This is a genomic window from Curtobacterium sp. PhB25 (assembly GCF_004365375.1).
Taxonomy (GTDB): Bacteria; Actinomycetota; Actinomycetes; order Actinomycetales; family Microbacteriaceae; genus Curtobacterium.
The window spans coordinates 255,837-270,158 of record NZ_SODR01000004.1 but is presented as its reverse complement, the minus strand read 5'-3'; the positions used below and the strand labels follow the sequence as shown (position 1 = coordinate 270,158).

Below are 14,322 nucleotides of genomic sequence, written 5' to 3'. Positions count from 1 at the left end.
AGCCCCCTATGACTCGAGGAGGAGTCATGTCGACACCGACGTCGAAGGAAGAACCCACCCGCGGCATCGCCGGGACCGCATCGCCAGCGGTCACCGCAGCCGCCGGTGCCACCGCCTCGGACGCCGCGGCGCCCCGAGCGTTCTCGGTCGAGGGGATCACGCAGTCCGTCAGCACGATGCGTGTGGGCCGCGGCTACCTCTGGGGCCTCAGCTTCGCCCAGTTCGGCCTGTTCGTCGCCCTGCTCACGCCGGTCTTCGTGAGCATGTCGATCAAGGCGACCGAGCTCAACCCCACGAGCCCCGAGACCGTGGTCGGCTCCGTCCTGCCGTTCGGTGCCCTCGGTGCACTGTTCGCAAACCCGCTGTTCGGTGCGATCTCCGACCGCACCCGTAGCCGGTGGGGACGCCGACGCCCGTGGATGCTCGGTGGCGTCATCGTCTTCGTCGGTTCGCTCGCCTGGCTCGCGTTCTCGCCGAACGTCCTGCAGCTCACGCTGGCCTGGGTCCTCGCGCAGGTCACGGCGAACGCCGTCCTCGCCACGCTGACCGCGAGCTTCGCGGACAACGTGCCGGAGTTCCAGCGCGGCAAGGCCTCGAGCGTCATCGCCCTCGCGCAGAACATCGCCATCCTCGCCGGCCTGTACCTGGCCGTGTACCTGGTCGGCAACCTCCCGGTGCTCTTCATCGCCCCGGGTGTCCTGGCGATCATCGCGATCCTCGTCTACTGCTTCGTGGCCCGCGACGACCTGCCGACGACGCCGGTCAAGCCGTTCAGCTGGATCAACCTGATCAGCTCGTTCTGGACCAACCCGATCAAGCACCCGGACTTCGGCCTGGCCTGGTGGGGTCGCTTCCTCATCACGTTCGGCACGTTCATGTTCACGACGTACCGCCTGCTCTACATGGAGGACCGCATCGGCCTCCCGCAGAAGGAAGCCGTCGGGGTCGTCGCCTTCGGCGTCCTGCTGTACACGGTCGCCCTGCTCGTCAGCGCCGCCGTCTCCGGCTGGGTGTCGGACCGCGTCCAGCGCCGCAAGGTCTTCGTCTGGGGCTCCACCGCACTGACTGCGGTCGGCCTCGTGATCCTGGCCCACGTCGACACGGTCGGCGGCTTCTACTTCGCCGAGATCGTCCTCGGCTTCGCCTTCGGTATCTACGCCGCCATCGACACCGCCCTGATCGTCGACGTGCTGCCCGACCCGGAACGCCCCGGCAAGGACCTCGGCGTCATCAACATCGCGAACGCACTGCCGCAGTCGCTCGCTCCGGCCGTCGGCCTGTTCCTGCTCGGCATCGGCGGCGGTCAGAACTACACGCTCATGCTCTGGGGTGCCGGCGTCGCCGTCATCCTCGGCGCCCTCGTCATCCTGCCGATCAAGTCGGTCCGGTAGGCAACGCACCAAACCAGCGGCCGGGAGGCGCGACTCGCGTCCGCGACGCGAGTCGCGCCTCCAGGCAGTCACCTGTACCACCCCCGGAAAGGACCCGACATGGCTCCCGCCATCTCCCTGCAGCTCTACACGGTGAACGCGGCGCTGGAGCCCGACCTCGACGGCGGCGTCCGCCGCCTGGCCGAGATCGGCTTCGACACCGTCGAAGCGTTCGCCTTCGTGGACCGAGCAGCGCAGCTCAAGTCCGCGTTCGACGCCCACGGCATCACCGCGAAGACCGGCCACGCGTTCCTGGTCGAGGAGACCATCCCGCTGCCGGACGGCACCGTGATGACCGCTCCGTCGCACGCCGACACCTTCGCCGCGGCGAAGGAACTCGGCCTCGAGATCGTCATCGACCCGTTCGTCGGACCCGACGCGTGGACGACCCGCGAGGGCGTCGAGCGCGTCGCCGCACGACTGAACGCCGCCGCCGTCGAGGCCGCCGAGCACGGTCTGCGCGTCGGCTACCACAACCACGACCACGAGCTCCGGCCGCAGATCGACGGGCAGCCCGCGCTGCAGGTGCTCGCGTCGCTGCTCGACCCGGCCGTCGTGCTCGAGCTCGACCTGTACTGGGCATCGGCCGCGGGCATCGACGTCGTCGCGTTCATCGAGGAGCTCGGCGACCGCATCGTCGCCGTGCACGTCAAGGACGGTCCGATGCGCGACGACATCTCCACCGCGACGATCCCCACCGACCAGACCCCGGCCGGCCAGGGCGACGTCCGGCTCGCCGAGGCCCTCCGTGCGGCGACGGCGCTCGAGTACGCCGTGATCGAGTTCGACGGGTTCGACGGGGACGTCTTCGACGGTGTGGAGCAGTCGTACGAGTGGCTCGCGGCGCAGCTCGCGCCGGCCGGTTCGTCGTCCGCCTCGGAGGTGTCCGCATGACCCGCACCGGACGCGTCGGCATCGGCTTCATCGGCGCCGGCATGATCAGCGAGCAGTACCTGGCGAACCTCACGACGTTCCCCGACGTCGAGGTCGTCCGGATCGGCGACATCGACACGGAGCGCGCCGCGGCGTCGGCTTCGAAGTGGGGTGTCGCGGCCTCGGGCGACGGCGCATCCGTGCTCGCCGATCCCGACGTCGAGATCGTCATCAACCTGACGCTCCCCGCCACGCACGTCGCCGTCTCGATGGACGCCCTGCGTGCCGGCAAGCACGTGTGGAGCGAGAAGCCGATCGGCGTGGACCGTGCCTCGGCCGCGTCGCTCGTCGAACTCGCCGACTCCCTCGGGCTGAAGCTCGGCATCGCGCCGGACACCGTGCTCGGTCCGGGCTGGCAGGCCGCCAAGCGTGCGATCGAGGCGGGCGCGATCGGTACCCCGCTCACCGCGGTCACGAGCATGCAGTGGCAGGGGCCGGACGTGTTCCACCCGAACGCGTCGTTCCTCTACGCCAAGGGTGCGGGCCCGCTGTTCGACATCGGTCCGTACTACTTCACGGCGCTCGTGCACCTGCTCGGACCGATCGACTCCGTCGTCGCGACGGGTTCTCAGTCGCGGTCGACGCGGCAGTTGGTCGTCGGACCGAACGCGGGCGACTCGTTCCCCGTCGAGGTGCCGACCCACGTCTCCGTCCTGACCTCGTTCGAGCAGGGTGGCAACGCACAGTCGCTGCTGTCGTTCGACACCCCGCTGTTCCGGCACGGGGTCTTCGAGGTCAACGGGACCGAGGGCACGATCGTCCTGCCCGACCCGAACACGTTCGGTGGCGGGCACCCGATCCGGATCGCGCGACCGCTGACCGCCGATGCGTCCTTCCCCTTCTCGCAGGAGTGGGACGTGCTGCTCGACGAGGAGCCGACCGTCGGCCGAGGGCTCGGCGTGCTCGACATGGCGCGGGCCATCCGTGGCGGCGGCTCGCACATCGCGACCGGTGAGGTCGGCTACCACGTGCTCGACACCATGGTCGCGGTCGAGGAGTCGATCGCCGCCCGCTCGTTCATCGAGGTCGAGTCGACCGTCGCGCCGATCGCGTCGCTGCCCGAGGACTTCGACCCGCTCGCGGCGACGCTGGAGGGCGCGCAGGTCTGAGGGCTGGATCGACTGCCGGGATCGACCCGGAACGACATCCCCGTTGTCGGACGACGACGGGGATGTCGTTCTGCGTCGGTGTCGGTCTCAGCGCACCGCGTGCTGGCGGAGGGCGACGACGACCTCGTCGAGGAAATCGTCGACCTGGTCCTGGTCGTAGCCCTCGCGGAACTTCGTGGGCTGGAACCGGGCGGCGGACACCTGCTCCGGTGTGAGCGGATCCACCGGCCGCCCCTGCTCGTACCCGGCGAGGGTGGTCTGGATCCGGTCGAGGAACGCATCGACCTCGCCCTGGTCGTAGCCCTCCCGCCACTTCGTCGGTCGGAACCGCTTGTCGGACACGTCCTTCGCGAGCATCTGCTCCCCCTTCTGCATGCCCGTCATGCTCTCACGGGCCTGCGAACGGGCAGGGGCAGCGGCGGTACTGGCAGCTCAGCGCTGTGGGAGCCGGCGACCGAACACGGCGTCGAGGAACCGCGCGAAGCGGGACTCTGACGGCGGCGCGGTCGGGACCGCGCGCGTCGGCGACCGGAACGCCAGGTCGTGCAGCATGTTCCGCTTCGAGCCGTCCCAGTTCGCGAACAGGTAGGTGCCGCCGATGAACGACATGCTCCGGACCGGTGTGCGCTTCCAGGAGTCGGCAGCCACGTAGTAGCCGGTGTGGCCGGAGCGGATGTGCTGGATCACGGTGTCGACGTCGATGACGCTGGTGGTCGTCACGACGGCGGTGATGCCCGTGCGGTCACGGGCGACGTACTCGATGAGGTGTTCGGTCACAGTAGGACTCTTCGTCACAGAGGCGGGACGCCACGACGGTGAACGTGGCGAAGGGTGTTCGGAACCGCCGTTGCTTCCGACAGCAGAATACGTCCGGTTCGTCGTGGCGTCACCGGAATGTCCGACGGTCGCACACGCTCGAACGTTCAGATGGGCCGACGGACCATCCACGAAGCGATCAGGTCGACGGCAGCCGCGAAGTCGATGCTGTCCGGTCGGTTGAGGAAGGCGTGCCGGCTGTCGGGCAGGACGTGCCGTTCGAGATCGACCCCCGCGGCACCGAGTTGCCGTGCGAACCGGTCGCCGGATGCGCGCATCGTGTCCCGCTCGGCGTCGAGCACCAGGGTGCGCGGGAACGTGCTGAGGTCCTCCGGTGCCGGGAACGCTCCGGCGCCGAGTGGCCCGGCGTAGGTGCGGTTCGCGGCGTCGAGCAACAGTGGAGCGTGCGTGATCCGCCGGTGCCCGCGCACGAGACGCTGCACTGCCGGGTCGCGGGGGATCCGCGCGTGGAAGAACCCGTACGCGAGCACGGTGCCGGCCAGGGGCGGGCCAGCGGCGACCGCCGACGCCGCGAGGCATGCGCCGGCACTCGCGCCACCGAGCACCAGACCGGCAGAGCGCTCCGGCTCGAGCGCTCGGAGCACCGCCACGACCTCGTCCCGCGCGTGCGGTGCACGTCGGCGTGCTCGTGGACCCGTCCGCCCGATCCAGGGCATGCCGGGCAGCGGACCGAGGCGGTAGTCGACGGTGACGACCGGGATGCCGCGGGCGCTGAGCGCCCGGGCCACGGCGTCCGACTCGGGCAGGTCCAGGTCGCCCCGGAAGAACCCGCCGCCGTGCAGCCAGACCAGGGTCGGAGCGGCTGCGGGGTCCTGCGGTCGGTAGTGCCGGATCGGGACCGGTCCGTGCGGGCCGGGGAGCACGTCGTCCATGACGTCGATCGTCCCCACCGATGACCCGATGCCCTCTCCCCGCATGCCAGCAGACTACGGGCCGGTAACGATGCGAGCGCCGACACCGCGGTCGGTGCACCGTGGAGTGGTGCGTACCTCGAAGACTGCCCTGATCTTGACCGGCGCCGCCGTGGTCGCCCTGCTGACCGGATGCTCCGGTGGCGGGGACGGCGGCGACGCGACCCCGACCGTCACCGAGACCGTGACCGCGGCGCCGACGGACACGGCAGCCACCCCGACGTCGACGAGCACGCCGACACCGACGCCGACCCCCACCCCGACCTGTGGTCCCGCGACCGGCTCCGAGGCAGCAGCCGCCGGGATCGCTGCGCTGCCGTCACCCGCCGGCCTCGAGGACACCAAGTGGGACGCCGCGAACGCCGACTACACCGGCTACGACGCCTGCGCCTCACTGTCCTGGTCCGTCGTCGCGCCCGAGTTCGGCACCGCCGGGTCGCCGTACGCGATCCTGCTCTTCCACCAGGGCCGGTACCTCGGCACCGCGACCTCCGAGCAGTACGCGTTCGAGCCGGCCATCGAGCGGTTGGCCGACGCCTCGATCAAGGTCACCTACACGTACGCGAAGGCGAACGAGGCGAACGCTGATGCCTCCGGTCGCACCACCGCGACGTACATCTGGAACGACGGCACCGAGCGCGTCGACATGACCGGCGAGGTCCCGCCCGCTCAGGGCTGATCGGCGGCAGCGCCCCGACCGCCGAGCTCGCGCTGCAGTGCGCGGAGGACCCGAACGATCGTCGCGAGCTTGTCCGGGCCGCCCTCGAACCCGCGTCCGAGTGCTGGTCGCGGCTCCACCACGACGTCTTCGCCGACCGTCGTGCTGATCCAGACGCCGAAGTCGACCCGTTGTCCGCGTGCGTCCTTCGTGGCGACGGAGAACTTCCGGATGTGGGTCCAGGGCAGGTCGAACACCGGCTCCGCCCGCGACGGCGCCCACGCGTGCAGACCGGACGCGTCGACGGTCCAGATCTCGGGTCGGGGGCACGGCAGGTCGTCGGTCGCCCGCAACCCCGACGCGGAGACCGGCAGGTGGAACCGGGGCGCGCGGCGTTCCCGGATCCGTGCCAGGGTGCGGCGATCGGTCCGACCGGCGCTCCAGGTCACCACCGCCAGCAGCAGGCCGAACCCGGCGACGAACAGCGGCCACAGGACGAAGTTGGCCTGTGTGCGGGCGCTGTCGAGACCGCGCAGGAAGTCCGGCGACGCGAACTCGGCGACGAGCACGCCGAGCCCCGCTGCCGTCGTCACCGCGGCCGCGAGCAGGACCGGCCCCCGCTTCGGCATCTCGCCGTCACGCAGCCGCTGCACCCACTGCTCGTCGGGTGTCGTCATCGATCGGCCGGGGCTCGACCGGAGCGCCCGGTGTCGTGGCGCGGATCGAACTCGCGCCGCAGCGACCGGAGCACCTGCATCAGGATGTGGATCTTCGTCACGCTCGCGCCGAACGGCCGCCCGATGACTGCGCGCGGCAGCAGCACGAACCGACCCACCGCCTCGGTGACGATCCAGATCCCGGTGTCGGTGCGTTGTCCGCGGACGTCCGTCGAGGCCAGCTCGATCGTCCTGACGTCGTCCCACACCAGGTCGAACACGGGATCGTCGCGCTCGGGTGACCACGCGTGGAGACCCGCCGCGTCGACCGTCCACAGCTCCGGCCTCGGGTCCGGGAAGTCGTCGGCGGCGTAGGGGCCCGTGCGGAGGACGGGCAGGTGGAAGCGCGTCGAGGTCCCGTTCCGGCGGATCCGGTCCAGCACCACGCGGTCGCGCCGCCCGCGCAGCCACGACAGCACCGCGGCTACGGGCCCGAATCCCAGCAGCAGCACCGAGAACAACGGGACGGCGAACGGGCGTCGGGCGTCCGAGTGCAGGATGCCGTCGAGGTGGGTCGCCGAGAAGTACACCCCGATCCCGCCGGCCACCGTGACGATCGTGAGGCCGACCAGGAACGGCCACCGCTTCGGCATCTCGCCGTCGCGCAGCCGCTGCACCCACCGCTCGCCCGAGTACTCCACCGCACCATCCTGCCCGGCTGGACCGCACGACGGCCGCGAGCACGAGATGCTGTTCCCATGCAGTTCGCCCGCACCACCGCACCCGGTGTCGCCGTCGCCGTCGCGATCGGCCTCGTCGCGACCCTGATCGGATCGGTCGTCCCGGTCGTGGGCGGGCCCGTCCCCGCCGTCCTGATCGGCGCGGTGCTCGGTTGGCTCGTCCGTCGGCGCACCGGCGGCACCCTCGCCGTGCTCGCTCCCGGCGTGAAGTTCTCGTCGAGTCGTGTGCTGCAGTTCGCGGTGGTGCTGCTCGGCGCGCAGCTGTCGATCGGCGAGGTCCTGCGCATCGGCGGCGAGACCCTGCCGGTCATGCTGACGACCCTCGTGGTGTGCCTCGGTGCCGCCTGGGGGATCGGCCGTCTGTTGCGGGTGTCGAGCGCCCTCCGCACCCTGATCGGCGTGGGGACCGGCATCTGCGGTGCGTCCGCGATCGCGGCCGTCACACCCGTCATCGGTGCGGTCAGCGCGGACGTCGCCTACGCGATGTCGACGATCTTCCTCTGCAACATCGCCGCGGTGTTCGCCTTCCCCCTGCTCGGCCACGCCCTCGGCCTCAGCCAGCACGCCTTCGGCGTGTTCGCGGGCACTGCGGTGAACGACACGTCGTCCGTCGTCGCCACCGCGACGGTCTACGGTCGCCAGGCGACCGACACGGCGGTCGTCGTGAAGCTGGTGCGGACCCTGATGATCATCCCGATCGTCATCGGGCTGGCCGGACTGGAGGCCCGACGCGCCTCCCGCGAGCAGCTCGCGCTCGACACGGGGTCGCGCAGCGGGTTCCGCGTGTTCCGGTTGGTCCCGTGGTTCCTGATCGGGTTCCTCGTGGTGGTGCTGCTCCGGACCGTCGGGGTGCTGCCGGCTGACGCTGCCCCGGAGTTCTCGACCGCGGCGTCGTTCCTCATCACGGTGGCCCTGGCGGCGATCGGGTGCTCGACGGACTTCGCGGCGCTGCGACGTGCCGGCTTCCGTCCGATGCTGCTCGGCATCGCGCTCTGGGTGCTCGTGGCGGGCACGAGCCTCGGCGCGCAGGCGGTCTTCGGCCTGCTGTAGGTCGGAGCCGGGCGGGGGCTTGCACCGATCCGACCCATCGTTTATCGTTGTATCGAAATTCGATGGTATCGATGATCGACAGGGGAAGACGCCATGACCGCACCCGTGTACGAACCGCCCCGCGGGCGGAACTCCTACCTCGCCTACGTCGCCTGCTGCGTGATCGGCATCGCGCTCGTCGTCTGGCGGTACGTCGACCTGCTCGTCCGCTCGGTCAGCTCCGGGACGGTGTCGGTGCCCGTCCGGATGACCGCGACGAGCGAGGTCCCGCAGCCGCCCGGTGGTGCGACCGTCACCGCCGAACACCTCGTGCTCCGGGCCCCGATCGCGGACGTGCCGGCCGGGGCGATCGGGTACATCCGGGTCGGTGACGCGCTCGAGGTCCTGTTCGTCAGTGCGCTCATCGCCCTCGTCGCCGCGGTGGCGTGGAAGATCTCGCGCGGCGGGCTGTTCGACCGGTCGACGACCCGCATCCTCGACTGGCTCGCGGCTGCGGTGCTGGTGGCCGGGTTCGTGCCCCAGTTCGTCCGCCGGATGGGGTGGAACTGGGTGGTGTCGGGGCTCGGCTGGGACGGGCGCCTGCCGACGCCCGACGTCGACCACCAGTTCGTGCCGGTGTACCTCGGCCTGCTCGTCGTCATCTGCTTCCGGTTCGCCCTGACCGCCTCGCAGCGGATGGTGCGCGACCAGTCCGGGCTGGTCTGATGCCCCCGGAACAGGAGGACGGTCACGCGGTCGTCTGCCACCTCGACGAGCTGCTCGCCGCTCGGGGCATGACGCTGACCGAGCTCGCCGACCGGGTCGGGGTGACCGTGGTGAACCTGTCGGTGCTGAAGAACAACCGGGCACGCGCGATCCGGTTCTCCACGCTCACCCGGCTCTGCCAGGAGCTCGGGTGCCAGCCGGGCGACGTTTTCTCGGTGCGCGCGGACTGACGACGGGAGGCCCGGATCACGTGAGCCGATCTGCTCACGTGATCCGGGCCTCCCGTCCGATCTGCCGGGCCGGCGGCGTCAGCCGCGCAGCGCCTCCGTCAGCTTCACGCGACTGCCCGTCCGCAGCAGCGCGTTCTCGTAGACGCGGGCGCCCACCAGCACGACCACGACCACCGCGGCGACCACGATCAGGAGCGACAGGATCGGCTCCCACCACTCGGCCGTGCCGAGGAAGATCCGCATCGGCATGCCGATCGGTGCACTGAACGGCACGTACGACATGATGCCGAGCACCGTCGGGTTGTTGTACGCGACGATGATCAGGATGTACGGGATCATCACGAGCATCATCACCGGCGTGGTGACGCTGCCGACGTCCTCCTGACGCGACACCAGCACGGCCGCCGCGGCGAACAGCGACGCGATGAGCACGAAGCCGACGGCGAAGAACCCGACGAACCACAGGATGCTCGGGCCGAGCATCGAGAACATGTTGTCCTGCCCGGTGACCGCCAGGGTGACGACCGCGGCGATGGCCACGGCGACGATCTGCGCGAACGCCATCACGCTGTTGCCGAGGACCTTGCCGGCGAGCAGCGCCCTGGCCGAGATCGCGGACATCAGGATCTCGACGACCCTGGTCGACTTCTCCTCGACCACGCTCTGCGCGATGGACTGGCCGAAGGTCACGGCCGAGGCGAAGTACACGACGCCGAACGCGATGGCGATGAGGTACACGAGTCCGCCGGGCAGCGCGTCCGGGTCGAGCAGTTCGATCCGCGGTGTGACGCTCAGCGCGGAGACGACGTCGGTCGGGGCCTCGTCGAGGCCGACGACCTTGTAGCCGAGCGGGTCGTCGGACGGCACGATCGCCGCGTCGACGTCGCCGTTCTGCACGAGCCGTTCGGCGTCCGCCACCGAGGTGGAGTCCGTGACGTCGAGGCCCGCGGTGGTGGGCAGCGAGACGCCGTCGACCACGGCGACCGGCGTGGTGTCGTCGGCGGTGGCCTTGCCGACGATGCCGCCGACCACGATGGACGCGACGACCATGCCGATCAGGATGAGGGCGGAGACCACGAAGGCCTTGCTGCGGATGCGTGCCTGGATCTCGCGTGCGGAGACGAGCCGCACGGCCTGCACGAAGGAGTCGTTCATCGGATGACCTCCCGGAAGACCTCGCTGAGCCGCGGGACCCGCGGGGCGAACGACCCGACGGTGCCCTGCTGGACGGCCCGCTGCAGGACGTGTTGGGCGGTGGACGGGTCGGCCTCGAAGACGGCGTAGCCGCCGTCGAACTCGCGGACCGTCACACCGGGCTCGTCGCGGAGCCAGGCGACGTCGCCGTCGACCAGCAGCTCCCAGGCGGCGGGCCCGGCCTGCTTGCGGAGTTCGTCCTGCGGGCCGGCGGCACGGATGGTGCCGCCCGCGATCACGACGACGTCGTCGCAGAGCCGTTCGACGACGTCGAGCTGGTGGCTCGAGAACAGCACCGGGACCCCGCGCGCCGCGGTCTCGCGCAGGACGCCCAGCACCGTGTCGACGGCCATCGGGTCGAGGCCCGAGAACGGCTCGTCGAGCACCAGCACCTCGGGGTCGTGAGCCAGGGCCGCGGCGATCTGCACCCGCTGCTGGTTGCCGAGCGACAGCTTCTCGACGGGGTCGTCGGCGTGGCCGGTCAGCTCGAGTCGTTCGAGCAACTCGGTGGTCCGCGTGGTCGCCGCGCGCTTGTCGACGCCGTGCAACCGGGCCATGTAGGTGATCTGCTCGGCCACCGGCATCTTCGGGTACAGCCCGCGTTCCTCGGGCATGTAGCCGAAGCGGCGGCGGTCGGCGGGCCGGACCGCGGTGCCGTCGATCGAGACGGATCCCGCGTCGGCCTGCAGCACGCCGAGCATGATCCGCATGGTGGTCGTCTTGCCGGCGCCGTTGCCGCCGACGAACCCGGTGAGGCGGCCGTTGCCGACCGTGAACCCCACGTCGTCGAGCACCCGGCGGTCGCCGAAGTGCTTGGTCACCCCTTCGATGGTGAGCATGTCGTACCCCTCTCGCGACGGCCTGCGCCGCCTGCGTCGACGCTATTGGCCGGGAGGCACGGGGCGCCTCCGCCATCCGGCGGGACTTGGGTGGGTGGTCGGCTCCACCGCGCGGGGGAGCGGGCGGGTGGGCTGCGTCGTCCCGCGGTGCCGTGGTGTGGCTCGGTGCGGTGCGGTGCGGTGCGGTGCGGTGCGGTGCGGCGCGGTGCCGGATGCATGTGCATCTTCCGACGTTCCACGCGTCGAACGACTCACGTTCTGTCGGAACATGCACCCGCACGCAATGCGTGTGCATCTTCCGACGTTCCACGCGTCGAACGTCTCGTGGAACGTCGGACTTCGCGGCGGCGGCCGGTCGGCGAGTCGGCCTCGGTCAGCCGGCGACGCCGTGCTCGAACGCCCAGACGACGGCCTGGATGCGGTCGCGCAGCGCGAGCTTCTGCAGCACGTTCGACACGTGGGTCTTCACGGTGGCGTCACCGACGTACAGCTCGGCGGCGATCTCGGCGTTGCTGAGGCCCCGGGCGAGCAGCCGGAGCACCTCGGTCTCGCGCTCGGTGAGTCCGGCGGCTGCCAGCGCGCCGTCCGCGGTCCGCGCGCTCGCCACCGGTGCGGCGGTCGCACGGCTGATCACCCGGCGCGTGACGTCGGGCGCGAGCAGGGCGTCCCCGGCGGCGACGGTCCGGACGGCGTCGATCAGCCGTTCGGGGGAGGCGTTCTTCAGCAGGAAGCCGCTGGCACCCGCCTCGAGTGCCTTAAACAGTGCGTCGTCGCTGTCGAACGTCGTCAGGATGAGCACCGCCGGCGGGTCCGGCAACGCTGCGATCCGCCGAGCGGCCTCGAGTCCGTCGACGCCGGGCATCTGCACGTCGAGGCAGACCACGTCGGGGCGCAGGGCCCGGACGGCCTCGACCGCACGGGCACCGTCGGGGGCCTCGCCGATCACCCGGAACCCCGGCTCGGACTCCAGGATCACGCGGAACCCGGCCCGCACCAGCTCCTGATCGTCTGCGAGCACGATCGTCAGGTCGGTCGCGCCGTTCGGGTCGTTCGTCTCGTTCACGTCGTCGGCAGCCATGCCCGCACCAGGTAGCCTCCCCGGGCGCGTGGCCCGATCTCGATCCGTCCGTCCACGGCTGCGACCCGCTCCCGCATGCCGATGTGCCCGAGGCCGCTGCCCGACGGGTTCCGCGCAGCACGGTCACCGTGCCCGTCGTCGGTGACCTCGACCTCGAGCCCGTCGTCGAGGTACCTGAGCCGGACGTCGGCGCGGGCGGTGGGCCCAGCGTGCTTCAGGACGTTCGTCACGGCCTCCTGCACGATCCGGTACGCGACGGCGGCGACCGTCGGCGGCACGGGACGCTCGTTGCCCACGACCACGTACTCGGTCGGGTGACCGGCGACCCGAGCGGACTCGGCGACCTCGACGATGCGTGCGATGCCCTCGGTGCTCGGAGCGTCCCCGACACCGCGGTCATCCGTGCCGGGTTCGTCCGCCGACCGCAGGGTGCCGAGCATCCGCCGGAGTTCCTCGACAGCCGTGCGCGCGCTCTCCTCCACCACGCCGAGCGATGCCGTCGCCTGCTCGGGATCACGGTCGATGACCCGTCGGGCAGCGCCGGCCTGCACGCCCATCAGGGACACGTGGTGCGCGACGACGTCGTGCAGTTCACGGGCGATCCGGACCCGCTCGATCGTCACGGCCTGGGCAGCGCTGCGCTCCCGTTCGGCTGCCAGCTCCGCGGTGCGCTCGTCGAGCTGGTGTCGGGCGACGGCCGAGGCCCACGCCCGGTTGCCCGCGTACCAGGCAGCGCCGAAGTAGACGACGTTGATCACGATGTTCAGCAGCGAGTAGGCGATGTACGGCGGGATGAGCGAACCCTCGTCGTTCGGCAGTGCGTTCGGCACCGCCCACCCGAACGAGATCGCGAGGAACAGCCACGCGAACATCCCGCCGATGACGACCCACCGGACCGCCTCGGCACGGACCCGGTCGGAGCACCACGCGCCGACCGAGTACAGCGAGATGAACAGGGTGAAGTTCACGACGAACAGCTCGGGGACGTGCAACAGCTGGGTGGCTGCGAACGCCAGCGCGGACACCACGGCGGCCGACATCGGGAACCGGCGGCGGAACGCGATCGGGACCGCGTTCGCGACGATCATCAGCGCGGAGACCCACCAGGCCGCCTGGTCGTCGCCGTAGATGCCGGACGCCCCGTACAGGACTGTGGTGATCGTCAGGCCGGCGGCGAGCACCAGGGCGAGCACGGCGTCCTGCCGGTGCTCGCGGCGCCCCACGGGCAGCCGTGACCACTCCGCCGTCGTCCCCATGCAGCAAACGCTAGCGGGTGCCGCCCCCGTCCAGGCCGTCGAGGGTCGCGAGGACCGTCGCGACCTCGGTGCGCGTCGTGTAGTCGACGTGCACGTCCGCGAACCGGACCACACCGTGCTCGTCGATGACGAAGACCGACGGGAACGGGATCGCGGCGGTTCCGTCGGCGTTGCTGTCGGCGACGTCGAACCCGAGCTCCGTGTGGGCTGCTCGTGCCTCGGCGCTCGGCGCCGTGACGACGCCGAACCGACCGGCGAGCACGTTCTCCGGGTCGGACAGGACCGGGAACGCCAGCTCGCCGTTCGCGATCGACTGCTCGGTGCCCTCGGGTGTCTGCGGCGAGACGGCGACGAGGCGTGCCCCGCGTCCCTGCAGCGCGGGGAGCAACTCCTGCTGGTAGGTGCGGAGCGTGAGGTTGCAGTACGGGCACCAGGCGCCGCGGTAGAACACGAGCACGGTCGGCGTGTCACCACGCGCGGCGCCCAGCGACGTGGCGGCGCCGGTCGCGTCCAGCAGTGGAGCGTCCGGCGCGTCGTCCCCGACGGCGAGGACGCCGTCCGGGACACCGTCGGTACGCAGGTCGGCCTGTTCCCGGTCGAACACGGCGCTGAGGTCGGGGCCGATCTGCGCGGTGAAGCCGGCGTTGAACTCGTCGACTCGACGAGCGATGGTGTCGTGGGGCATCGGGTACTCCG

The 14,322-nt window shown here is 71.0% G+C and carries 16 protein-coding genes and 2 pseudogenes; 7 read left to right on the top strand and 11 right to left on the bottom strand.

The features are described 5' to 3' along the window. Positions 1 to 26: 26 nt before the first annotated feature. From EDF51_RS10165 to EDF51_RS10155, 3 genes are all read left to right on the top strand, one after another. Complete coding sequence (locus EDF51_RS10165) at positions 27 to 1,391, top strand: MFS transporter (RefSeq protein WP_134194731.1); 1,365 nt, start codon at positions 27 to 29, stop codon at positions 1,389 to 1,391. 99 nt (positions 1,392 to 1,490) lie between these two features. Beyond that, the gene (locus EDF51_RS10160) at positions 1,491 to 2,324 is read left to right on the top strand and encodes a sugar phosphate isomerase/epimerase (protein WP_134194729.1); all 834 of its coding nucleotides are present in this window, start codon (positions 1,491 to 1,493) and stop codon (positions 2,322 to 2,324) included. Further along, entirely contained in the window at positions 2,321 to 3,472 is a 1,152-nt protein-coding gene (locus EDF51_RS10155) for a Gfo/Idh/MocA family oxidoreductase (RefSeq protein WP_134194727.1), read from the top strand. Before EDF51_RS10160 ends, EDF51_RS10155 begins: the two co-directional genes overlap by 4 nt. 102 nt (positions 3,473 to 3,574) lie before the next feature. On the opposite strand, the pseudogene EDF51_RS20165 reads toward EDF51_RS10155, so the two are convergent. The 4 genes and pseudogenes from EDF51_RS20165 to EDF51_RS10140 form a co-directional block, all read right to left on the bottom strand. Beyond that, positions 3,575 to 3,697, bottom strand: a pseudogene (locus EDF51_RS20165) (DivIVA domain-containing protein); the annotation flags it as partial. A gap of 36 nt (positions 3,698 to 3,733) precedes the next feature. Further along, positions 3,734 to 3,829, bottom strand: a pseudogene (locus EDF51_RS20160) (DivIVA domain-containing protein); the annotation flags it as partial. A 75-nt stretch (positions 3,830 to 3,904) separates the two neighbouring features. Then, entirely contained in the window at positions 3,905 to 4,249 is a 345-nt protein-coding gene (locus tag EDF51_RS10145) for a hypothetical protein (protein WP_123939340.1), read from the bottom strand. Positions 4,250 to 4,395: 146 nt separating this feature from the next. Next, entirely contained in the window at positions 4,396 to 5,226 is an 831-nt protein-coding gene (locus EDF51_RS10140; RefSeq protein ID WP_134194725.1) for an alpha/beta hydrolase fold domain-containing protein, read from the bottom strand. A 64-nt stretch (positions 5,227 to 5,290) separates the two neighbouring features. On the opposite strand from EDF51_RS10140, the gene EDF51_RS10135 reads away from it, so the two are divergent. Further along, positions 5,291 to 5,899, top strand: coding sequence for an LppP/LprE family lipoprotein (locus EDF51_RS10135; protein WP_166673523.1), 609 nt, complete (start codon positions 5,291 to 5,293; stop codon positions 5,897 to 5,899). Here the strand turns inward: EDF51_RS10135 and EDF51_RS10130 are convergent. Both EDF51_RS10130 and EDF51_RS10125 read right to left on the bottom strand, forming a co-directional pair. Further along, on the bottom strand, positions 5,890 to 6,555 hold the full coding sequence (locus tag EDF51_RS10130; protein ID WP_134194721.1) for a hypothetical protein: 666 nt from the start codon (positions 6,553 to 6,555) through the stop codon (positions 5,890 to 5,892). The two genes, EDF51_RS10135 and EDF51_RS10130, sit on opposite strands and share 10 nt — an antisense overlap. After that, positions 6,552 to 7,235: a hypothetical protein gene (locus tag EDF51_RS10125; RefSeq protein WP_134194719.1), complete on the bottom strand. Its 684-nt coding sequence runs from the start codon at positions 7,233 to 7,235 to the stop codon at positions 6,552 to 6,554. The genes EDF51_RS10130 and EDF51_RS10125 overlap by 4 nt, the downstream gene beginning before the upstream one ends. Before the next feature lie 57 nt (positions 7,236 to 7,292). On the opposite strand from EDF51_RS10125, the gene EDF51_RS10120 reads away from it, so the two are divergent. The 3 genes from EDF51_RS10120 (at position 7,293) to EDF51_RS10110 (ending at position 9,259) form a co-directional block, all read left to right on the top strand. Beyond that, positions 7,293 to 8,324 carry a putative sulfate exporter family transporter gene (locus EDF51_RS10120; RefSeq protein WP_134194717.1) on the top strand — a complete coding sequence of 344 codons (1,032 nt, stop codon included), beginning with the start codon at positions 7,293 to 7,295 and terminating at the stop codon, positions 8,322 to 8,324. 93 nt (positions 8,325 to 8,417) lie between these two features. Continuing rightward, on the top strand, positions 8,418 to 9,029 hold the full coding sequence (locus EDF51_RS10115; protein WP_134194715.1) for a hypothetical protein: 612 nt from the start codon (positions 8,418 to 8,420) through the stop codon (positions 9,027 to 9,029). Next, on the top strand, positions 9,029 to 9,259 hold the full coding sequence (locus tag EDF51_RS10110; protein WP_123291745.1) for a helix-turn-helix transcriptional regulator: 231 nt from the start codon (positions 9,029 to 9,031) through the stop codon (positions 9,257 to 9,259). Before EDF51_RS10115 ends, EDF51_RS10110 begins: the two co-directional genes overlap by 1 nt. A gap of 78 nt (positions 9,260 to 9,337) precedes the next feature. On the opposite strand, the gene EDF51_RS10105 is transcribed toward EDF51_RS10110, so the two are convergent. From EDF51_RS10105 to EDF51_RS10085, 5 genes are all read right to left on the bottom strand, one after another. Next, positions 9,338 to 10,414, bottom strand: coding sequence for an ABC transporter permease (locus EDF51_RS10105; protein WP_111086644.1), 1,077 nt, complete (start codon positions 10,412 to 10,414; stop codon positions 9,338 to 9,340). Continuing rightward, positions 10,411 to 11,292: an ATP-binding cassette domain-containing protein gene (locus tag EDF51_RS10100; protein ID WP_123939333.1), complete on the bottom strand. Its 882-nt coding sequence runs from the start codon at positions 11,290 to 11,292 to the stop codon at positions 10,411 to 10,413. Before EDF51_RS10100 ends, EDF51_RS10105 begins: the two co-directional genes overlap by 4 nt. A 373-nt stretch (positions 11,293 to 11,665) precedes the next feature. Beyond that, positions 11,666 to 12,370 (bottom strand): response regulator transcription factor, encoded by a 705-nt coding sequence (locus tag EDF51_RS10095; RefSeq protein ID WP_134194713.1) that lies wholly within the window; start codon positions 12,368 to 12,370, stop codon positions 11,666 to 11,668. Continuing rightward, a complete protein-coding gene (locus EDF51_RS10090) occupies positions 12,352 to 13,626 on the bottom strand; it encodes a sensor histidine kinase (protein WP_243834009.1) in 1,275 nt (424 codons plus the stop codon). Before EDF51_RS10090 ends, EDF51_RS10095 begins: the two co-directional genes overlap by 19 nt. 10 nt (positions 13,627 to 13,636) lie before the next feature. Further along, positions 13,637 to 14,311, bottom strand: coding sequence for a peroxiredoxin-like family protein (locus EDF51_RS10085; RefSeq protein WP_131880360.1), 675 nt, complete (start codon positions 14,309 to 14,311; stop codon positions 13,637 to 13,639). Positions 14,312 to 14,322 lie beyond the last annotated feature (11 nt).